The organism is Actinophytocola glycyrrhizae (assembly GCF_042653545.1).
Classification (GTDB): domain Bacteria; phylum Actinomycetota; class Actinomycetes; order Mycobacteriales; family Pseudonocardiaceae; genus Actinophytocola; species Actinophytocola glycyrrhizae.
On the sequence record NZ_JBHSIS010000003.1, the window covers coordinates 31,170 to 51,121 of the forward strand.

The window sequence follows — 19,952 nt, forward strand, 5'->3', positions numbered from 1 at the left end:
GCGTTCACAAGCGGCTACCGTATGAATGATCCCAGGGGCGAGTCTTTCGAGGAGTATCAGCGTGGCGCAGCGTGGCCAGACTGGCGCGAACGGTAGAAAGCCAGTTCCCGCTGAGAACGCTGCGGAGGTCACCGCCCCCATGCCACCCCTGGCCAACGGTCAGGGAGCGCTCTCCCCGCGGGCGATCCCCGAGGCGGCCGTCGCGCGCCTCGCGGTCTACCTGCGCGTTCTGTCCGGCATGAAGGAGCAGGGCATCACCACGGTGTCCAGCGAGGAGCTGTCGGTCGCGGCAGGCGTGAACTCCGCGAAGCTCCGCAAGGACCTCTCCTACATCGGCACCTACGGCACCCGTGGCGTCGGTTACGAGGTCGAGGTCCTCATCGACCAGATCGAACGTGTTCTCGGCCTCACCCGTGAGCAGAGCGTGGCAGTAGTCGGCATCGGTAACCTCGGACACGCACTCGCCAACTACGGCGGGTTCCCTGGCAGAGGTTTCCCGGTGACCGCACTCTTCGACGTCGACCCCGACCTGATGGGCGTGCCCGTCGGTGGGATCCCGGTCCACCACATCGACGACATCTCGTCGGTGTGCGCGGCCAAGGAGATCACCATCGGCGTCATCGCCACCCCGCCGGCCGCCGCGCAGGTCGTGTGCGACCGGCTGGTGCAGGCCGGTGTCGAGTGCATCCTGAACTTCGCCCCGGTGGTGCTGCAGGTGCCCGAGACGGTGGAGGTCCGCAAGGTGGACCTGGCCGTCGAGCTGCAGATCCTGTCGTTCCACCAGGCCAGGCGCGCGGACAGCGCTCCCTCCGGGGAGACCGCACCGCAGCCCAGGGGCAACGGTCGGGTCACCGGTTCGCCGCGCCACAGTGTCGAGAACAGGCCGAACGGGGCGGTGGTCAGACGATGAGTGTGCTGGCGGTCGGTGTCTCACACCGGTCGGCGGACGTGCGGGTGCTCGAGCGCGCGACGGTTCCGCCCGGCGAGGTCACCAAGGTGCTCGACGAGCTGATGCGCTGCCAGCACGTCGTCGAGGCCACATTGGTCACGACCTGCAACCGGGTCGAGGTCTACACGGTCGTGGACGCGTTCCACGCCGGTCTCTCCGACGTCGTCGGCGTCCTGGGCAGGCACTCCGGCCTCGACGTGACCGAACTGTACGAGCACCTCTACGTGCACTACGCGGCGGCCGCCGCCGAGCACCTGTTCCGGGTGAGCGCGGGCCTCGACTCGATGGTCGTCGGCGAGGCGCAGATCCTCGGCCAGGTCCGCACGGCGTACAACACCGCACGCGAGGCGGGCACCGCTGGCCGCACGCTCCACGAGCTCTTCCAGCGCGCGCTGCGGGTCGGCAAGCGCGTCCACGCCGAGACGGGTCTGGACGCGGCCGGTGGCTCCGTGGTGTCCGAGGCGCTGGCCGACGCCGACCGCGTGCTTGGCGGGCTCGACGGCCGCCGCGCGCTGATCGTCGGCGCGGGTTCGATGGGCGGGCTGTCCGCCGCCGCGCTGCGCCGCGCGGGCATCGGCGAGATCGTGATCGCCAACCGCACGGTCGGCACCGGCGCCCGGCTCGCGCAGCTGCAGCTGGAGCAGGGCACCCCGGCCCGCGCGGTGGGTCTCGACGACCTGCCCGCGCACCTCGCGGCAGCCGACGTCGTGGTGGCGTGCACCGGCGCGACCGACACGGTGGTCGACGCGAGCATGGTGGCCGACCGGGTCCGCCCGCTGGTCGTGTGCGACCTCGGCCTGCCGAGGGACGTGGCCGCGGACGTGGCCGACGTGCGTGGCGTGACGATCGTCGACCTGGAGAGCCTGCAGCGGCGGCTGGTCGCCGCGCCAAGCGGCCTGGACACCCGGCGGGCTGGCGAGATCGTCGCCGACGAGGTCGCCGCCTACCTCGCGACCCAGCGGTCCGCGGCGGTCACGCCGACCGTCACCGCGCTGCGCCGCCGCGCCGCCGAGGTGGTCGACGCCGAGCTGCTGCGCCTGGACTCCCGGCTCGAGATGGGCGCCTCGGCGCGCGCCGAGGTCGCGCAGACCGTGCGCCGCGTGGTGGACAAGCTCCTGCACGCGCCGACCGTGCGCGTGAAGGAGCTGGCCTCGGGCCCCAACGGCGTCGAGTACGCGGAGGCGCTGCGCGAGCTGTTCCTGCTCGACCCGGCCGCGCCGACCGCCATCAGCCGAGTGGATGGTGAGACACGGTGAGCCGCACGATCCGCATCGGCACGCGCGGCAGCGCGCTCGCGCTCGCCCAGACCGGCACCGTCGCCGCCCTGCTCGAGGCCGCGGGCGCCACGGTCGAGATCGTCACGGTGGTGACGCCCGGCGACAAGTCGTCGGCGCCCATCGCCGAGATCGGTGTCGGCGTGTTCACCTCGGCGCTGCGCGACGCGCTCGCCGACGGCACGGTGGACGTCGCCGTGCACTCCTACAAGGACCTGCCGACCGCACCCGATCCCCGTCTCTCCCTCGCCGCGGTGCCGCCGCGGCAGGACCCGAGGGACGCGCTGATCGCACGGGACTCGCTCACACTCGGCGAGCTCCCGGCCGGTTCCCGTGTCGGCACGGGGGCGCCCCGCAGGGCGTCACAGATCCAGGCGCTCGGCCTGGGCCTCGAGATCGTGCCCATCAGGGGCAACGTCGACACCAGGATCCGCAAGGTCCACGACGGTGAGCTGGACGCCGTCGTGCTCGCCCGCGCCGGGCTCGCCCGGCTCGGCAGGCTAGACGTGATCACCGAGGTGCTCGACCCGATCCAGGTGCTTCCCGCGCCCGCCCAGGGGGCGCTGGCCGTGGAGTGCCGGGTCGACGACGTGGACACAGAGCACCTCCTCCAGTCCATTGTGGATGATGAAGCCACCAGGGCGGCGGTCGCCGCCGAGCGGGCCCTCCTGGCCGCGCTCGAGGCGGGATGCCAGGCCCCGGTTGGCGCACTGGCCGACGTGGTCGAGGACCTCGACGCGGACGACAGGGTCGTGCACCGCCTGTCGTTGCGTGGGGTCGCGGCCGCGAACTGGACGGCCGGCAGCCAGGCCGAGGGGCCCGCTGTCGACCTGATCCGCGCGTCGGCCACCGGTGACCTGACCGAAGGTGAGCAGCTCGGGCGTGCGTTGGCCGCCGAACTGCTCGAGCTCGGCGCCGGCGCGCTCGCCGGTGACGAGCAATAAGTAATCAAGAGGGAAGTGGCCCAGGAATGACCACCCGTACCCGTAAGTCCTCCGGACGCATCGCGTTCGTGGGCTCGGGGCCCGGCGATGCCGGGCTTCTCACCGTCCGGGCACAGGAGCTCATCGCGCGCGCTGAGCTCGTGGTGATCGACCCGGACGTACCGGCAGGCGTGCTCGAGCTCGCCGGCCGTGACATCGAGGGCGAGGCCGAGGTCCGGCCCGCCGTCGGCGAGCCGGCCGACGTCGCGAAGGACCTCGTCAACGAGGCAAGGGCGGGCCGCGTCGTGATCCGCCTGGTCTCGGGCGACCCGCTCACGCACTCCGGTCTCGTGGCCGAGGCGCAGGCGGTCGCCAAGACCAGTGCCGTGTTCGACGTCGTGCCCGGCGTGCCAGCCGCGACCGCGGTCCCCGCCTACGCGGGCATCGCGCTCGGTGGCACCCACACCGAGGTCGACGTCCGGGGTGAGGTCGACTGGGCTGGGCTCGCGAAGACGCCCGGCCCGCTCGTGCTGCTCGCCGGCTCCAGCCACCTCGCCGAGGCCGCGTCCGCGCTCGTCGAGCACGGCCTCGCGCCCCAGACACCCGTCGCGGTCACCGCCGACGGCACCGGCGCCGGTCAGCGCACGCTCGACAGCACCCTCGCCACGCTCGCGCAGGACGCGGGCGAGATCGCGGGCAACCTCGTCGTCACCGTCGGCCAGGCCGTCGCCGCCAGGACCAAGCTGTCCTGGTGGGAGTCCCGCGCCCTCTACGGGTGGCGCGTGCTCGTGCCCCGCACCAAGGACCAGGCCGGTGAGATGTCCGAGCGGCTGCGGCTGCACGGCGCCATCCCGTCCGAGGTGCCGACGATCTCCGTCGAGCCGCCGCGCAGCCCCGCCCAGATGGAGCGCTCGGTCAAGGGCCTCGTCGACGGCCGCTACCAGTGGATCGTGTTCACCTCCACCAACGCGGTCCGCGCGGTGTGGGAGAAGTTCGAGGAGTTCGGCCTGGACGCCCGCGCGTTCTCCGGTGTGAAGATCGCCTGCGTCGGCGAGGCCACCGCGGAGAAGGTGCGCGGCTTCGGCATCATCCCCGAGCTGGTGCCCTCCGGTGAGCAGTCGTCCGAGGGGCTTCTCGAGGAGTTCCCGCCCTACGACGACATCCTCGACCCGGTGGACCGCGTGCTGCTGCCGCGCGCCGACATCGCCACCGAGACCCTCGCCGCCGGTCTGCGCGACCGCGGCTGGGAGATCGACGACGTCACCGCCTACCGGACCGTGCGTGCCGCCCCGCCGCCGGCCGACACCCGCGAGATGATCAAGACCGGTGGCTTCGACGCGGTGTGCTTCACCTCGTCGTCGACCGTCCGGAACCTGGTCGGCATCGCGGGCAAGCCGCACACCCGCACGCTCGTCGCCTGCATCGGCCCGAAGACCGCCGAGACCGCGCGTGAGTTCGGGCTGCGGGTCGACGTCCAGCCGGAACTCGCCCAGGTCCCGGCACTCGTCGACGCGCTGGCCGAGCACGCCGCCCGCCTCCGTGCCGAGGGCGCGCTCCCGCCGCCCCGCAAGACGAAGCGGGCCCGCCGCTGATGCCGTGGAAGACGCTTTCGGGCCACCCCGAAAGCGTCTTCCACGACACGAAGGAGCCGACCATGTACCCAGCCCACCGGCCCCGCCGGTTGCGCGGCACCCCGGCCATGCGCCGGATGGTGGCCGAGACGACCGTGCGGCCCAGCCAGCTCGTGCTGCCCATGTTCGTCAAGGAGGGCGCGACCGAGCCGGTCCCGATCGCGACCATGCCCGGCGTGCTGCAGCACACCCGCGACAGCCTGCGCAAAGCCGCGGTCGAGGCGGTTACGGCCGGCGTCGGCGGGCTGATGCTGTTCGGCGTCCCGGAGCACAAGGACGCGGTCGGCTCGGGTGGTGTCGACCCCGACGGCGTGCTCAACGCGGCACTGCGGGACCTGCGGTCGGAACTGGGTGACGAGACGGTCCTCATGTCCGACCTGTGCCTCGACGAGTTCACCGACCACGGCCACTGCGGTGTGCTCGACGAACACGGCCGGGTCGACAACGACGCCACGCTGGCGATCTACGGGCAGATGGCCGTCGCGCAGGCCGAAGCGGGCGCCCACCTGCTCGGCCCCAGCGGCATGATGGACGGCCAGGTCGCCGCCATCCGGTCCGCGCTCGAACGCGAAGGGCTCGTCGACACCGGCATCCTGGCCTACTCGGCGAAGTACTCGTCGGCGTTCTACGGCCCGTTCCGCGACGCCGTCGAGTCGTCCCTGCAGGGCGACCGCCGCACCTACCAGCAGGACCCCGCGAACGTCCGCGAGGCGCTGCGCGAGGTGCGGCTCGACCTCGACGAGGGCGCCGACATGGTCATGGTCAAACCGGCCATGCTGTACCTCGACGTGCTCCGCGCGGTCGCCGACGAGTCCGACGTGCCGGTCGCCGCGTACCAGATCTCCGGCGAGTACGCGATGATCGAGGCCGCTGCCGCGAGCGGCTGGTGCGACCGCACGACCGCGATCCTCGAGTCGCTCACGTCCATCCGCCGTGCCGGCGCGGACGTCGTGCTGACCTACTGGGCGGTCGAGGCGGCGGGCTGGCTGCGCTGAGGCGAAAAGGCCCCGGTAACCTGCCCGCCGTGACGAAGCCTGGCAATTCGGACCCCGCGGAGCCCAACGCCGACAAGGCGGTGCCGGACGAGGACACCACGTCACCGGCCCCCGGACCCGCCGACCCCGGGCCGGCCAGGGCCGAGCCGAAACCGAAGGCCAGGCCGAAGGTGGCGAAGGCGCCCCGCCTCCGCGACGACGAGCCCATCATGCCCACCGCCGACGAGGCGGCCATGCGGGCACAGGCCAAGCGCCGCTTCGAGGAACCGGCCCCGAGGACGCTGCGCATCTCGGTGTACTTCTTCGTCGCGGCCGGCCTGATCTGGCTCGCCAGCATGGTCCTGTCGCTGTACTACAAGCAGGACCTGATCGACGCGCAGATCGACGCAAGCAAGGACACCGACCTCTCGCCGGAGCAGATCGCCGACGGCGTCACCCAGATCCTGTGGGTCGTCACCATCGCGGCGTTCACGTTCACCGTGTTCCTCGGCCTGTTCGGCTACAAGGCCACCGAGGGCACCCGCCGCGCACGCACGCTCGTCACGATCGTCGCCACCGTGCTCGTGCTGTTCCACCTGCTCCTCAACGGCACACCGCCCGGCATCCTGTCCGCCATGTTCGCGCTCGTCGGGCTGGGGCTGCTGTGGTCGCCGACGGCACGCAGGTACTTCCCGCAACGCGAGCGCCGATGACCGAGGGGCCGGTCCTCTACGCGGAACCGGGCTCGACCCGGTGGCCGCTGCTCTGGGGGCCGGCGTTCGCCGGGACCGGCGCCGGGGTCGAGGCGCTGTCCGGGCCGGTGCACACGGTCGCGTGGCTGATCGTCGGCATCACGCTGTTCGGCGTGTTCGCGTTGTGGGTCAACGTGCGCCGCAAGGTGTACCGCGTGGAGCTGACCCCGGCGACGCTGCGGCAGGGCCGCGAGGAGCTGCCCGTCGCCGACATCGCGCGGGTCACCGACGTCGGCGCCGCGCCGGGCGCGAAGGTCCTCGGCGGCGGCTGGACCGTGCCGCGCAAGACCTACGAGGTCCCGCTCCGCCTCGGCGACGACAGCACGGTCCTCGCATGGGCCCGCGACGACGAGGCCCTCAAAGCCGCCATCGCCCGCCTCGTAGAGGAAGAATGACATCGTGAGCATGCCGCCCCCGCCGCCCCTGCCGCCGTCGGAAGCCCCGATCACCCGGCCCAAGGCCGTCGACTCGGCGTTCCAGGCGGTCCTCGCGAGCATCGCCATCAGCGCGCTGGGCACCGTGTTCACCGTCATGCTCGACAAGGCGCTCCTGACCAGCATGGTCGAGGAGATGATCGCCGACCTGCCGCCGGAGTCGGCCGGTTCCCCCGACGTGCCCGGCTCGGTCTCCGTGGCCGGTTCGGTCGGCATGTTCCAGGTCATCCTCGGCTTCAGCATCGCGATCTTCGCCGGCCTCATGCTGCTGTTCGCGGTCAAGATGCGGGCAGGCCGCAACTGGGCGCGGATCCTGCTCACCGCCTACACCGGGGTGGGCGTGTGGAGCTTCCTGTCGGCCATGGCGAGCAGCGGCGCCGAGCTGGAGCTGATGTGGAGCCTCGCCGAGGTGGCGTTCGGTGTCACCGCCGTGATCTACATGTTCCGCCCGGAGTCGACCAGGTACTTCGCCGAGCACAAGCAGCGCCGCCTGCGGGCCCGGCAGCGACCGTGAGAAAGTAGACGGCGTGACCGCTGCCACCGACGAGCTCGTCGCCCCGCCGCCGACCGAACCGGGCAGGCTGAACCAGCCGTGGCGTGTGTTCGTCGCGCTGGCCGAGCTGGTCGTCGCCGGGGTCGCGGTGTGGTTCGCGTTCGACTTCTGGCCCCGCGGCATCGCGAAGATCGTCGAGCGCTACCCGGGCGGCATCGTGCTCGAGTCGACGCGCTGGATCGGCAGCTGGATGGCGCTCGCGATCCTGCTCGGCACCGTCGCGGCCGTGCTCGTCGTCGACGCCGTGCGGCAGGTCGCGCTCGCGGTCCGGGCCCGTCCCAAGCGCGGGGGACGGTGACATCTGGGGAGCGACCCCCAGACCCCCGATAAGCGATGTAAGACTGGGGCCGTGACGACTGAACAGTCCCGGGCCCTCTTCGAACGCGCCCAGTCGGTGACCCCCGGCGGCGTGAACTCCCCGGTCCGCGCGTTCCAGGCGGTCGGCGGCACCCCGCGGTTCATGGTCCGCGGCGAGGGCGCCTACCTGTGGGACGCCGACGGCAACCGCTACGTCGACCTCGTCTCCTCGTGGGGACCGATGATCCACGGGCACGCGCACCAGCCGGTCGTCGATGCCGTGCGGGCCGCCGCCGTGTCCGGGCTGTCGTTCGGCACCCCGACCGCGGGCGAGATCGACCTGGCCGAGGAGATCATCGCCCGCGTCGCCCCGGTCGCGCAGGTGCGCCTGGTGAACTCCGGCACCGAGGCCACCATGAGCGCGATCCGCCTCGCCCGCGGCTTCACCGGCCGGTCCAGGATCGTCAAGTTCGCGGGCTGCTACCACGGGCACGTCGACGCGCTGCTGGCGGAGGCGGGGTCCGGCGTCGCCACGTTCGCGGCCACGTCCGCACGGCCCAACTCGCCCGGCGTCACCGGTGCGCAGGCGGGCGACACCGTCGTCCTGCCCTACAACGACCTCGACGCCGTCCGCGCCGCGTTCGCCGAGCACGGCGACGAGATCGCCGCGGTGATCACCGAGGCCGCGCCGGGCAACATGGGTGCCGTCCCGCCGGAGCCCGGCTTCAACGAGGGGCTCCGCGAGCTCACCCGCCGTCACGGCGCGCTGCTCGTGATGGACGAGGTGATGACCGGTTTCCGCGTGTCGGAGGCAGGCTGGTTCGGCATCGACGCGGTGCCCGGCGACCTGTACACGTTCGGCAAGGTCATGTCCGGTGGGCTGCCGGCCGCGGCGTTCGGCGGCCGCGCGGACGTGATGGCCCACCTCGCCCCCGCCGGCCCGGTCTACCAGGCGGGCACGCTGTCCGGGAACCCCGTCGCCGTCGCGGCCGGGCTCGCCTCGCTGCGGGCGGCGACCCCGGCCACCTACCGCGCGCTCGACGCCAACGCCACCCAGCTCGGCGCGCTGATCGGCACCGAGCTGACCGCGGCCGGGGTGCCGCATCGCGTGCAGTTCGCGGGCAACCTGGTGAGCGTGTTCTTCAGCGAGACGCCGGTGCGGAACTTCGCCGAGGCCAAAGCGGCGGACACCGGCCGGTTCCCGGCGTTCTTCCACGCGCTGCTCGACAACGGGGTGTACGCGCCGCCGAGCGCGTTCGAGGCGTGGTTCGTCAACGCCGCCATGGACGACGACGCGTTCGAGATCATCCGGGCGGCACTACCGGTGGCCGCGCGAGCCGCAGCAGAGGGGGGCAAGTGAGTACCCGGACGGTGGTGCACCTGGTGCGGCACGGGGAGGTGGACAACCCGGCGGGCATCCTGTACGGCCGCCTCGAGGGCTTCAAGCTGTCCGAGCTGGGACAGCGGCAGGCGCTGACCGTGGCGGAGCACCTCGCGGGTGGCGACATCACGCACGTGGTCGCGTCGCCGCTGTTGCGCGCGCAGGAGACCGCGCGGCCCATCGTCGACTCGCACCAGCTCGACCTCGCCACCGACGAGCAGCTGATCGAGGCCGACAACGTGTTCGAGGGCCAGCGGGTGTCCATCGGCGACGGCGCGCTGCGCTCGCCACGCCACTGGCCGCACATGCACAACCCGTTCCTGCCGTCGTGGGGCGAGCCGTACCTGCAGATCGCCCGCCGCATGCTCGGCGCCGTCTACCGCGCCCGCGCGGCGGCGGAGGGCCACGAGGCGGTGTGCGTGTCCCACCAGCTGCCGATCTGGACGCTGCGCCGCTTCATGGAGGGCAAGCGCCTGTGGCACGACCCGAGGCGGCGCCAGTGCTCACTGGCGTCGCTCACGAGCCTCATGTTCGACGACGAGAGCCTGGTGGCGATCCGGTACCGCGAACCGGCGGGCGCCAGCAGCCCGAAGGTGACCGGCGCATGAAACGCATCGCGCTGCTTCTTGCCGCCCTGTTCGTCGTCGCGGGCTGCTCCACGGGCTCGGACGCGGTCGCCACCGGCACGGAGTTCAACTTCGTCAGCCCCGGCGGGCAGACCGACATCACCTACGAGGGCGACGAACGCCAGCAGATCCCGGAGATGCGGGGCGACTCGCTGATGGAGGAGGGCACGGAGCTCAGGCTGTCCTCGTACCGGGGCGAGGTCGTGGTGCTGAACATCTGGGGCGCGTGGTGCCCGCCGTGCCGCGTGGAGGCGCCGCAGCTGCAGAAGGTGCAGGACGCCTACGCGGACAAGGGCGTGCAGGTCCTCGGCATCGACTTCCGCGACCCGCAGCGCAGCGCCCCCCAGGACTTCATGCGTGACACCGGCCTCACCTACCCGTCGATCTACGACCCGTCCGGCCGCTCGCTGCTGCCGCTGAAGGGCTACCCGAGGGCGGTCGTCCCGTCGACGATCGTGCTCGACAAGGAGCACCGGGTGGCCGCGGTCTTCCTGCGTGACCTGCTCGCCGAGGACCTCACCCCGCTGATCGACAGGCTGCTCGCCGAGAAGTCCTGACAGCCGCCGAGAGCACCGACCCCGTCGGGGGCGGGACCTAAGTCCCACGTTTACCCTGGTCGCCGTGGACCCGACCGCCATCGCCACCAGCGGGCCGCTCCTGCTGGCCGCTGGTGTCGCGCTGCTCGCGGGCATGGTGTCCTTCGCGTCCCCGTGCGTGGTCCCGCTGGTCCCCGGCTACCTGGCCTACCTGGCCGCGCTGGTCGGCGCCGACACCGGGGACGAGAACAACAGGAAGGCCAAGGTGCTCGGCGCCGTCGGCCTGTTCATCCTCGGGTTCACCCTGGTGTTCGCGGCCGGTGTCGGCGGCATCGTGTGGCTCGCCGACTCGCTGTTCGCCAACCAGGAGACGCTCCAGCGCTGGGGCGGGGTGGTGCTCATCGCGATGTCGTTCGTGTTCGTCGGCCTCATCCCCGGCCTGCAGCGCGACGTCCGCTTCCACAAGGTGCCCCGCATGGGCCTCGCCGGCGCACCCGTCCTCGGCGCGATCTTCGGGCTCGGCTGGACGCCGTGCATCGGCCCGACCCTGTCCGGTGTGATGGTCATCGCCGCGAGCACCGGAGAGGCCGCGGCCCGCGGTTTCCTGCTGGTTCTCGTCTACTGCCTCGGTCTGGGCATCCCGTTCCTGCTCATCGCCCTCGGCGCGCGGTGGACCGTCCGCGCCAACGGCTGGCTGCGCCGCCACGCCCGCGCCATCCAGCTCACCGGCGGTGCGCTGCTGTTCGTCGTCGGCGTGCTGCTGGTCACCGGCCTGTGGGCCGACCTCACGACCTGGCTCAAGTACACCGTGGTCACCAACACGGAGCTGCCACTGTGATCGCTTTCCTGCGCAACACGTGGCGCGGCCTCACGTCCATGCGCACGGCACTCGTGCTGCTGTTCCTCCTCGCCGTCGCGGCACTGCCCGGCGCGCTGCTGCCGCAGCGGTCACTGAACTCGCAGAAGGTCGACGAGTACATCGCCTCGCACGGCTGGTGGGGCGAGCTGCTCGGCAGGTTCGAGTTCTACAACGTCTACGGCAGCGTCTGGTTCTCCGCGATCTACCTGCTGCTGTTCGTCTCGCTCGTCGGCTGCCTGCTGCCCCGCACGCTGGAGTACGCCCGCGCGCTGCGCGGCAGGCCGGTGATCACCCCGCGCAACCTGGCCCGCCTGCCCCACCACCACGAGGCCACCACCACCGCCACCCCCGACGAGGTCATGGTGGCGGCGAAGGAGCGGCTCAGGGGCTGGCGGATGGTGGTGCGCGAGGAGGAGGACGGTGCCCGCAGCGTCTCCGCCGAGCGCGGCTACCTGCGCGAGACCGGCAACCTGCTCTTCCACTTCGCGATGCTCGGCCTGATCGTCGCGCTCGCCGTCGGCAAGATGTTCCAGTACGAGGGCCAGGTCATCGTGGCCGCCGACGGGGCGGAGTTCTGCAACATCGGCACCGCGGGCTACGACTCGTTCCGCCCCGGCCTGCGGGTCGACGGCACCGACCTGAACCCGTTCTGTGTCCGGGTCAACGGGTTCGACGCGCGTTTCCTGCCCACCGGCCAGGCCGACTACTACCGCGCCGACATCGAGTACCAGTCCGGCGCGGACCTCGACAGCGGCACGTGGCGGCCCTACCAGCTGGAGGTCAACTCCCCGCTGCGCACGGCAGGCGACCGGGTCTACCTGCTGAGCCACGGCTACGCGCCCACGTTCGAGGTCGAGTTCCCCGACGGCCAGGTCCGCACCCAGACCATCCAGTGGCGCCCGGTCGACCAGCTCACGTACCTGTCCGAGGGCGCGACCAAGTTCGACCCGCCCGGCGTGACCGACCCGGAGGAGCGGCGCGAGCGCCAGCTCGCGATCACCGGCCTGTTCGCGCCGACCGCGGTGCTGCACGACAACATCCTCACCTCCGGCTTCCCGGACCTGCGTGACCCGGCGGTCGCCGTCGACGTGCTGAAGGGCGACCTCGGCAACGACTCCGGCCGCGGCCAGTCGATCTACGAGGTCAACCAGGAGATGGTCGACTCGGGCCGGCTCACCAGGGTCGCGCGCGAGAACCTGCGGCCCGGCGACGACCCGATCGTCCTCGACGACGGCACGAAGATCAGTTTCGTCGGGGTCGAGCGCTGGGTGTACCTGCAGGTCTCGCACGACCCCGCGCAGGGCTGGGTGCTCGGCTTCGCCGTGCTCGTCATGGCCGGTCTCGGCCTGTCGCTGGTGGTCAAGCGGCGCAGGCTGTGGGTACGGGCCGTCCCCGGCGGTGACGACAGGACAGGCGGCGGTACCGTGCTGCTGTTCGGCGGTCTCGCCCGCACCGACCAGGCGGGATACGGCGAGGAGTTCGGTCGCGTGACCGAGGACCTGCTCGCGGAGCTGTCCCCGCACGACCAGGAACGTGAAGGCGCCACCGCTTCGAGGGAGTCCTGATGGACGTCAACGAGACGTTGTCCGGCTACAGCGACTGGTGCTACGGCATCGCCGTCGGCGCGTACGTGGTCGCGATGCTGTTCTACCTGTACGAGCAGGCATTCGGGTACCGCGAGCGCACGGCGGTCAAGGAGCTGGCCACGGTCGGCGGCGGGGACACCCTCGCCGAGGAGCGGCCCGGTGAGCCCGAGGGCTCCGCGCGGACCGCGCGGGCCGTGCGCATCGGCAAGCTGGCCGTGTCGCTCACCGCGTTCGGCGCTCTGCTGCACCTCGGCTCGCTCGTGCTGCGCGCCATGGCGACCAGCCGTGCGCCGTGGGGCAACATGTACGAGTACGGTGCCACCCTGTGCCTCGTGGCCGTGGCGACGTGGCTGGTGGTGCTGCGCAAGTACCCGGTCCGCCACCTCGGGGTGTGGGTGCTGCTGCCGGTCATCCTGCTGATGTTCCTCGGCGGCGTCCTCCTGTACACGACGGCCGCGCCGGTGCAGCCCGCGCTGCAGTCGTACTGGCTCGTGGTCCACGTGTTCGCGATCGTGCTCGGCAGCGGCATGGTGCTGGTGCCCGGCGTGGTCAGCGTGCTGTACCTGCTGAAGGTCAGGAAGCCGGAGTGGGCGACCCGGCTGCCCGCCGCCGACGTGCTGGACCAGGTCGCCTACCGCACGACCGTGTTCGCGTTCCCGATCTACACGGCCGGGGTGGTGTTCGGCGCGATCTGGGCAGAGCAGTCGTGGGGCCGGTTCTGGGGCTGGGACCCGAAGGAGACCGTGGCGTTCGTCGCGTGGGTCGTCTACGCGGCGTACCTGCACTCGCGGGCGACCGCGGGCTGGCGCGGCGGACGGGCCGCGGTGATCAACATCGTCGGGTTCGCGGCTATGATCTTCAACCTGTTCTTCATCAACTTGGTAACGGCGGGGTTGCATTCCTACGCGGGCGTGTGACCTCGGAAGTTGGACAACCCGCGTTGTGATCAGTACTCTCCGCTGCGGGGTTCGCCGAGTTTCACCCATATGGGTGATGCTGAAACTGGCCAGGAGGGCGTTGTGACGTATGCAGGTGCTTACGGTCGGGATGAACGGCTGCCGGTCGACCGGTTATTGCGCAGGGAGAACCACCCGCTGGGTGTCCGTCGCGAGGTAGCAACCAAGATCGCCACCGAGGAGGCCGAAGAGGCCGCCTCGTCGAACAAGCGCTGGACCTTCGGTGCCGCCGCGGGCGCGCTGCTCGTCGCGGGCACGTTCGCGGCCGGCGCGCTCGGCATCTCGGGTGGCGCCACCCCGGTCGCGGGCTCCGCGCCGGAGCACGCCCCCGCGTCGCCCGGCCACAGCCCCGTCAACGGCAGCCCGGTCGTCGGCGCCCCGGCGCCGGACAAGGACGACACCAAGCAGAAGCCGCGGGACCCGCGCGCCGAGCAGACCAGCCCCGCGTCGGCCGGTGGCCCGGCCACCGGCACGCAGGCCGTGCCCGGCACGGGCGTCGAGCAGGGCGGCAGTGGCAGCGGCGGTCAGGGCAGCGGCGGGGCCGTGGCGGGTGGCACGAGCGCCGAGACGCCCGCTCCCGCACCGCGGCAGCCCGCTCCGCCGCAGCAGTCGCCGGCTCCCGCGCCGGCTCCCGCACCGGCCCCCGAGCAGCCGCAGGGCGGCCTCGGTCAGGTGCTGACGCCGGTCACCGACACCGTGGGCGACGTGCTGACGCCCGTCACGGACCTCGTCGGCGGTGTCCTCTCCCCGCTGTCGGGCGGCGGCTCCTCTGCGACGACGCAGAGCGCCCCGGCCCCGTCCGGTCCCGCGCTCACGATGATCAATCCGCTGGGCGACCTGCTCGGTGGCTGACGCCACCGCTCACTGACCCACACCGGTTGCTGGTGCGAACACCCGAAGCCCCCGTGTCGACGGTGCCGAGCACCTGCGACTACCGTCGCGTGCGGAGGCGGTCCAGGTCGGTGCTTTTGGGAGGAATCCAGCGGTGAGTGCGCGCGAAGGAGAGCCGGAGGGGGGCGTTCCCCGCGCGGGTGTCGGGCAGGAACCCGCGCCCAGGAGCGACTTCGCCTGGGTGCCGCCGGAGGCAGCGGGGGACTCGGACCGGCCGACCCACGACTTCGGCCCCAACCCGCTGGTGCCCTCCTACGAGGAGGAGCGGACCGACTCGACCCCGTACCCGGACTCGTCGGGCCCGCACCAGGACCCCACCCCGTCGGGTTCGCAGCCGGTGCAGCCGCATTACATGGACCCCAACCCGTCGGGCTCCCAGCAGGTGCCGCAGCACTACATGGACCCCACCCCGTCCGGTTCGCAGCCGGTCCAGCCGCACTACATGGACCCCGGTTCGTCGGGTTCGCAGCGGGTGCCGCAGCACTACGTGGACCAGACCCCGTCCGGCTCCCAGCCGGTGGCCGGTGTCTCCGGTCCGCACCAGGTGCCGCAGGGCCAGTACCCGCCGCCGCACTACCAGCAGGGCTACCCCGGTCAGCCGGGCCCGCCGAGGCAGGGCCCGCCTGTGCACGGCGAGGACCTGTCCTCCGCGAAGCTCATCAAGCAGACGAAGCGCCCGCCCCAGTCCGGTTGGCGCAAGGCGGTCTTCGTGGCCAGCGGCCACCTGATCAACGTCGGCGAGAGCCCGGCCGAACAGCACCGCCGTGAACTGATCGCCAGGGTGAACCAGCCCCTGCGCGGGTGCTACAAGATCGCGATGTTGAGCCTCAAGGGCGGCGTGGGCAAGACCACGACGACAACGACCCTTGGCTCGACGTTCTCGTCGCTGCGCGGCGACCGGGTCATCGCGGTGGACGCCAACCCCGACCGCGGCACCCTGAGCCAGAAGATCCCGCTGGAAACCACCGCGACGGTCCGCCACCTCCTCCGGGACGCGGACCGGATCCACCGCTACAGCGACATCCGCGCGTACACGTCCCAGGGCCCGAGCCGTCTGGAAGTACTGGCGAGCGAGCAGGACCCGGCGGTGTCGGAGGCGTTCAGCGAAGACGACTACCGCCGCACGGTCGCGCTGCTGGAGCACTTCTACAACATCGTCCTGACCGACTGCGGCACCGGCCTGATGCACTCGGCCATGAAGGGTGTCCTGGACATAGCGGACGCCCTGGTGGTGGTCTCGTCGGGTTCGGTGGACGGCGCCCGCTCCGCGTCGGCCACCCTGGACTGGCTGGACGTCCACGGCTACCGCGACCTGGTCTCCCGCTCGGTGGCCGTCATCAACTCGGTCCGCCCCCGAGCGGGTTCGGTCGACCTGGACAAGCTGGCCCAGCACTTCGGGGCCCGCTGCCGGGCCGTCTGCCGCATTCCGTTCGACCCGCACCTGGAAGAGGGCGCGGAGATCGAGCTGGACCGCCTGGGCAGCGACACCCGCCTGGCCCTGCTGGAACTGGCAGCCACGGTGGCGGACGGTTTCCCCAGCGAGTTCTACTACATGCGCTGAGCGGGTCGGGCTGGCGAACCATCAGCCCGACCTGGCCTTCCTCGGCTCGTTGACGGACGAGGAAGCAATGCCTGGTGTGTCCCCCCGCAGCCGGGAGGCCGCGACGATCAGCGCCCACACACGATCCCGAGCAGGGACAGCATCGACGCGTCGCCTTCGCGAGGGTCGGCTGTGAAGGCGTTGCCCGGGCCGGCCGTCAGCGGGGTCGCGGACGGTGCCGTTCGTCAGGCGGGTGGCTGCGTGCCGTCCGCGTCCGGCGGGTTCTTCCGCTTGTTGAGGCTGCGCAGGAACTCCGGGTCGTCGTCAGGTGCGACGGGACCGGTGCGGCGGCTCGGCCGGCTCACGCGACGTTCTCCCACCGTGGTGGTGGGCTTCGCCACGAACGCCCGCCACAGCAGCACAACGACGCAAACCGCGCCGATTGCGGCGAGCAAGTACAGCATCTGCTACCTCCCGAGGTCCTGCCATCGAGGTTAGCCCTTTTGTACCGATTTAGGGCCCTCAGGGGGTTCAACGCTGGATCAGGCGTGCCCGTTCCCGAGATTGGCCTCGGTCGTCAGTTCGGCGAGCAGGGTCTTCACCTCGGACTCGCGGAAGCGGCGGTGCCCGCCTGGCGTGCGGATGGAACCGATGCGGCCTGCGGTCGCCCACCGCGTCACGGTCTTCGGGTCGACGCGGAACAACGCCGCGACCTCGCCGGGGGTCAGGAGCCGCTCGCCGACATGTGCCGCTGTCACGTGTCCTCCTCAGTAGTCTGAACTGGACACGCCAATCGTCGCATCTCGACCATCGGGTACTCGAACGGTTGTCTGATGGTAAAGAGGTAGTAAGGGACAAAACGGCGGGATCGGACACGATCAACAGCGATGTTCGCTCCGGCAAGCTCCGCTCAGCCACCCGCTAGAGTGCCGCCGTGGACGCCGTCGACCGCCGCATCATCGCCGCACTCCGTGAGCACGGCCGCGCGACCTACGCCGAACTCGGGCGTCAGGTCGGCCTGTCCGCGTCCGCGGTGCACGAGCGCGTCGGCAAGCTCGAGACCAGCGGCGTCATCACCGGCTACCACGCCGTGGTCAACCCCAGCTCGGTCGGTCTCGGCGTCACCTCGCTGATCGGCATCTACTCGACCGACACCGCGGACGACGAGGACGTGGCCGAAGCACTCGCCCGGCTCGACGAGGTCGAGTCCTGCTACCGCGTCGCGGGTGACGAGTCCTTCATCGTCAAGGTGCGGGTCGCGACCGTGGACGACCTCGAGCGCACGCTCGGGCGGCTGCGCCGCATCGAGGGCATCGCGCGCACGCGCACCACGCTGGTGCTCTCCACCCGGTTCGAGGGCAGGCCGAACACCTCGGAGGTCGACGACGGTGACGAGTAACGTCTTGCCCGTGGCGGAGCACAACCTCGGACGTGACCTGACGCTGTACACGTTGGGCAGGATCGCGCTGATCGCCGCGGTCACGGTCCTGCTGGTGGTGTTCGGCGTGCCGTTGCTGGTGGCCGTCGCCGTCGCCGTCGTGGTCGGCTTCCCGCTGGGTCTGCTGGTGTTCCGCGGTCTCAACGAGCGGGTCACCGCCGCCCTCGCCGAGCGCGGGAAGGACCGCACGAACACCCGCGAGCGCCTCCGTGCCGAGCTGCGTGGCGAGCAGCCCGACCGCGACGCGGACGCGTAGATGGCCGCGGTCGACCGCTGCAGCGAGCGGACACGGGACTGGGTGTGCGAGGCCGTCCGCATCATCGACGCGGACGCCAACCGCAGCGCGGACACGCATCTGCTGCCGTTCCCGCTGCCCCCCGAGTGGAACATCCAGCTCTACCTCAAGGACGAGTCGACCCACCCGACCGGCTCGCTGAAGCACCGGCTCGCGCGGTCGCTGTTCCTGTACGCGCTGTGCAACGGCTGGATCGTCGAGGGCACGCCCGTCATCGAGGCGTCGTCGGGTTCGACGGCGGTGTCGGAGGCGTACTTCGCGCGGCTGCTCGGCCTGCCGTTCATCGCGGTCATGCCGAGGACGACCAGCGCGGGCAAGGTGGCGCTGATCGAGCGCGAGGGTGGCCGATGCCACTTCGTCGACGAGCCGAGCCAGCTCTACGCGGAGTCCCACCGCCTCGCGGCCGAGCTGGACGGCCACTTCATCGACCAGTTCACGCACGCTGAGCGGGCCACCGACTGGCGCGGCAACAACAACATCGCCGAGTCGATCTTCGAGCAGATGGCGCTGGAGCCGCACCCGGACCCGGAGTGGGTGGTCGTCGGTGCCGGCACCGGCGGCACCAGCGCCACGATCGGCCGCTACATCCGCTTCCAGCGGCGCCGCACCCGCCTCGCGGTCGTCGACCCCGAGCACTCGGTGTTCTTCGAGGCGTGGCGGGACACCGTGCCGGACCTCACCGCGTGCCAGGGCTCACGGATCGAGGGCATCGGCCGCCCCAGGGTGGAGCCGTCGTTCGTGGGCCAGGTCATCGACCGCATGGTGAAGGTCCCGGACGCCGCGTCGCTGGCGACGATCCACGCGGTGGAGCCGATCCTGGGCCGCCGCGTCGGCGGCTCGACCGGCACCAACCTGTGGGGCGCCTTCCAGATCGTGGCCGAACTGCGCGCCGCCCGGCAGGAAGGCAGCGTCGTGACCCTCCTGTGCGACGGCGGCGAACGCTACGCGAACACCTACTACGACACCGACTGGCTCGCCGCGCACGACCTGGAACTGGAACCCCACAAGGAAACGGTCGCCAAGTTCCTGTCCACCGGCGAGTGGTCAGGACAGGGCTAGCGCCAGGCCGGTCAGTACGGCCCACGCGAGCATCGCCAGCGACGTGTCCCGCAGCACCGGGATCAGTGCCAGGCCGTCGCCGCCGCGGGTGACGGTGCGCACGGCGGGGGCCACCAGCGCCACCGCGAGCAGGCCGAGCAGCAGCCACGGGTGGGCGATCGCCGTGAGCGCGCTCACCACGAACGGCACCGCGACCAGCACGACGTACAGGATCCGGGTGCGCCGGTCGCCGAGCCGCACCGCCATGGTGATCTTGCCCGCGGTCCGGTCCGTCGGCAGGTCACGCAGGTTGTTCGCCACCAGCACGCCGGCCGAGATCGAGCCAAGTGCCACCGCGCCCGCCACCCCGGGCCACGTGACCTCGCCCGACTGCACGTACAGCGTGCCGAGCACCGCGACCGGGCCGAAGAACGCGAACACCGCGACCTCGCCCCAGCCCGCGTACCCGTACGGCTTCGGGCCGCCGGTGTAGAACCAGGCCGCGGCCACGGACACCACGCCGATGCTGAGCAACCACCAGTGGCCCGTCAGTGCCACCAGCAGCAGCCCGGCCGCGCCCGCGACGCCGAAGCACCCGAACGCCGCCAGCTTCACCGCCGACGCCGACGCGACCCCGGACGCCACCAGCCGCAACGGACCCACGCGTGTGTCGTCCGTGCCCCGGACGCCGTCTGAGTAGTCGTTGGCGTAGTTCACGCCGACCTGCAGCGCCAGCGACACCACCAGTGCGAGCAGCGCGGCCCACCAGGTGAACTCGCCGATCGCGCCCGCGGCGCCTGCCCCCACGATCACCGGAGCGACCGAGTTCGGCAGTGTCCGAACCCGCGCGCCGGCCACCCACTGTCCTGCGGTTGCGACCATGGGCCCCATCTAACTAGATGACTGATTCCGCGAAGTCGGTGTGAGTGGGCGGCCGGTCGACGGGATGGCAGGGAGCCCCTTCGTGGTGGGTTTGCGCCACCATCGGGGTTGCGTGGGTAGTGCCCTGAAAGGCGCGT

Annotated in this window: 23 protein-coding genes; 20 read left to right on the plus strand and 3 right to left on the minus strand. The window is 71.6% G+C overall.

Features of this window, described 5'->3' with window-relative positions; translation table 11 throughout:
- The first annotated feature begins 139 nt into the window (after window positions 1-139).
- From ACFPCV_RS06185 to ACFPCV_RS06265, 17 genes are all read left to right on the plus strand, one after another.
- Complete coding sequence (locus ACFPCV_RS06185; RefSeq protein ID WP_378055065.1) at window positions 140-910, plus strand: redox-sensing transcriptional repressor Rex; 771 nt, start codon at window positions 140-142, stop codon at window positions 908-910.
- Window positions 907-2,205 carry a glutamyl-tRNA reductase gene (locus tag ACFPCV_RS06190; RefSeq protein WP_378055066.1) on the plus strand — a complete coding sequence of 433 codons (1,299 nt, stop codon included), beginning with the start codon at window positions 907-909 and terminating at the stop codon, window positions 2,203-2,205. The genes ACFPCV_RS06185 and ACFPCV_RS06190 overlap by 4 nt, the downstream gene beginning before the upstream one ends.
- Window positions 2,202-3,167, plus strand: coding sequence for a hydroxymethylbilane synthase (gene hemC, locus ACFPCV_RS06195; protein ID WP_378055067.1), 966 nt, complete (start codon window positions 2,202-2,204; stop codon window positions 3,165-3,167). Before ACFPCV_RS06190 ends, hemC begins: the two co-directional genes overlap by 4 nt.
- A gap of 26 nt (window positions 3,168-3,193) precedes the next feature.
- Window positions 3,194-4,738, plus strand: coding sequence for a bifunctional uroporphyrinogen-III C-methyltransferase/uroporphyrinogen-III synthase (locus ACFPCV_RS06200; RefSeq protein WP_378055068.1), 1,545 nt, complete (start codon window positions 3,194-3,196; stop codon window positions 4,736-4,738).
- Window positions 4,739-4,800: 62 nt separating this feature from the next.
- Window positions 4,801-5,772, plus strand: a complete 972-nt coding sequence (gene hemB / locus ACFPCV_RS06205; protein ID WP_378055069.1) for a porphobilinogen synthase — start codon at window positions 4,801-4,803, stop codon at window positions 5,770-5,772.
- 29 nt (window positions 5,773-5,801) lie between these two features.
- Window positions 5,802-6,464: an MFS transporter gene (locus tag ACFPCV_RS06210; RefSeq protein WP_378055070.1), complete on the plus strand. Its 663-nt coding sequence runs from the start codon at window positions 5,802-5,804 to the stop codon at window positions 6,462-6,464.
- Entirely contained in the window at window positions 6,461-6,898 is a 438-nt protein-coding gene (locus ACFPCV_RS06215; protein ID WP_378055071.1) for a hypothetical protein, read from the plus strand. The genes ACFPCV_RS06210 and ACFPCV_RS06215 overlap by 4 nt, the downstream gene beginning before the upstream one ends.
- A 4-nt stretch (window positions 6,899-6,902) precedes the next feature.
- Window positions 6,903-7,451: a hypothetical protein gene (locus ACFPCV_RS06220; protein ID WP_378055072.1), complete on the plus strand. Its 549-nt coding sequence runs from the start codon at window positions 6,903-6,905 to the stop codon at window positions 7,449-7,451.
- Between the two features lie 13 nt (window positions 7,452-7,464).
- The gene (locus ACFPCV_RS06225; RefSeq protein ID WP_378055073.1) at window positions 7,465-7,788 is read left to right on the plus strand and encodes a hypothetical protein; all 324 of its coding nucleotides are present in this window, start codon (window positions 7,465-7,467) and stop codon (window positions 7,786-7,788) included.
- A gap of 51 nt (window positions 7,789-7,839) precedes the next feature.
- Window positions 7,840-9,147, plus strand: coding sequence for a glutamate-1-semialdehyde 2,1-aminomutase (hemL, locus tag ACFPCV_RS06230; protein WP_378055074.1), 1,308 nt, complete (start codon window positions 7,840-7,842; stop codon window positions 9,145-9,147).
- On the plus strand, window positions 9,144-9,776 hold the full coding sequence (locus ACFPCV_RS06235) for a histidine phosphatase family protein (RefSeq protein WP_378055075.1): 633 nt from the start codon (window positions 9,144-9,146) through the stop codon (window positions 9,774-9,776). The genes hemL and ACFPCV_RS06235 overlap by 4 nt, the downstream gene beginning before the upstream one ends.
- Window positions 9,773-10,351 (plus strand): TlpA disulfide reductase family protein, encoded by a 579-nt coding sequence (locus tag ACFPCV_RS06240; RefSeq protein ID WP_378055076.1) that lies wholly within the window; start codon window positions 9,773-9,775, stop codon window positions 10,349-10,351. Before ACFPCV_RS06235 ends, ACFPCV_RS06240 begins: the two co-directional genes overlap by 4 nt.
- Window positions 10,352-10,415: 64 nt before the next feature.
- Window positions 10,416-11,168: a cytochrome c biogenesis CcdA family protein gene (locus ACFPCV_RS06245; protein WP_378055077.1), complete on the plus strand. Its 753-nt coding sequence runs from the start codon at window positions 10,416-10,418 to the stop codon at window positions 11,166-11,168.
- A 38-nt stretch (window positions 11,169-11,206) separates the two neighbouring features.
- Window positions 11,207-12,754, plus strand: coding sequence for a cytochrome c biogenesis protein ResB (gene resB, locus ACFPCV_RS06250; RefSeq protein WP_378055713.1), 1,548 nt, complete (start codon window positions 11,207-11,209; stop codon window positions 12,752-12,754).
- The gene (gene ccsB / locus ACFPCV_RS06255) at window positions 12,754-13,692 is read left to right on the plus strand and encodes a c-type cytochrome biogenesis protein CcsB (protein WP_378055078.1); all 939 of its coding nucleotides are present in this window, start codon (window positions 12,754-12,756) and stop codon (window positions 13,690-13,692) included. Before resB ends, ccsB begins: the two co-directional genes overlap by 1 nt.
- Before the next feature lie 156 nt (window positions 13,693-13,848).
- On the plus strand, window positions 13,849-14,583 hold the full coding sequence (locus ACFPCV_RS06260; RefSeq protein WP_378055079.1) for a hypothetical protein: 735 nt from the start codon (window positions 13,849-13,851) through the stop codon (window positions 14,581-14,583).
- Between the two features lie 280 nt (window positions 14,584-14,863).
- Window positions 14,864-16,183: a MinD/ParA family ATP-binding protein gene (locus ACFPCV_RS06265; protein ID WP_378055714.1), complete on the plus strand. Its 1,320-nt coding sequence runs from the start codon at window positions 14,864-14,866 to the stop codon at window positions 16,181-16,183.
- A gap of 224 nt (window positions 16,184-16,407) precedes the next feature.
- Here the strand turns inward: ACFPCV_RS06265 and ACFPCV_RS06270 are convergent, their stop codons facing one another.
- Both ACFPCV_RS06270 and ACFPCV_RS06275 read right to left on the minus strand, forming a co-directional pair.
- Window positions 16,408-16,626, minus strand: a complete 219-nt coding sequence (locus ACFPCV_RS06270; protein WP_378055080.1) for a hypothetical protein — start codon at window positions 16,624-16,626, stop codon at window positions 16,408-16,410.
- Window positions 16,627-16,704: 78 nt separating this feature from the next.
- Window positions 16,705-16,920: a BldC family transcriptional regulator gene (locus tag ACFPCV_RS06275; RefSeq protein ID WP_324922875.1), complete on the minus strand. Its 216-nt coding sequence runs from the start codon at window positions 16,918-16,920 to the stop codon at window positions 16,705-16,707.
- Between the two features lie 176 nt (window positions 16,921-17,096).
- Here ACFPCV_RS06275 and ACFPCV_RS06280 point away from each other — a divergent pair, with 176 nt between their 5' ends.
- Genes ACFPCV_RS06280 through cds1 form a run of 3 tightly spaced genes read left to right on the plus strand, consistent with a single transcriptional unit; the run spans window position 17,097 to window position 18,954 of the window.
- Entirely contained in the window at window positions 17,097-17,561 is a 465-nt protein-coding gene (locus ACFPCV_RS06280) for an Lrp/AsnC family transcriptional regulator (RefSeq protein ID WP_378055081.1), read from the plus strand.
- A gap of 10 nt (window positions 17,562-17,571) precedes the next feature.
- Complete coding sequence (locus tag ACFPCV_RS06285) at window positions 17,572-17,856, plus strand: DUF4229 domain-containing protein (protein WP_378055082.1); 285 nt, start codon at window positions 17,572-17,574, stop codon at window positions 17,854-17,856.
- A complete protein-coding gene (cds1, locus tag ACFPCV_RS06290; RefSeq protein WP_378055083.1) occupies window positions 17,857-18,954 on the plus strand; it encodes an L-cysteine desulfhydrase Cds1 in 1,098 nt (365 codons plus the stop codon).
- On the opposite strand, the gene ACFPCV_RS06295 is transcribed toward cds1, so the two are convergent.
- The gene (locus tag ACFPCV_RS06295; protein ID WP_378055084.1) at window positions 18,940-19,815 is read right to left on the minus strand and encodes a 1,4-dihydroxy-2-naphthoate polyprenyltransferase; all 876 of its coding nucleotides are present in this window, start codon (window positions 19,813-19,815) and stop codon (window positions 18,940-18,942) included. The two genes, cds1 and ACFPCV_RS06295, sit on opposite strands and share 15 nt — an antisense overlap.
- Between the last annotated feature and the right edge of the window lie 137 nt (window positions 19,816-19,952).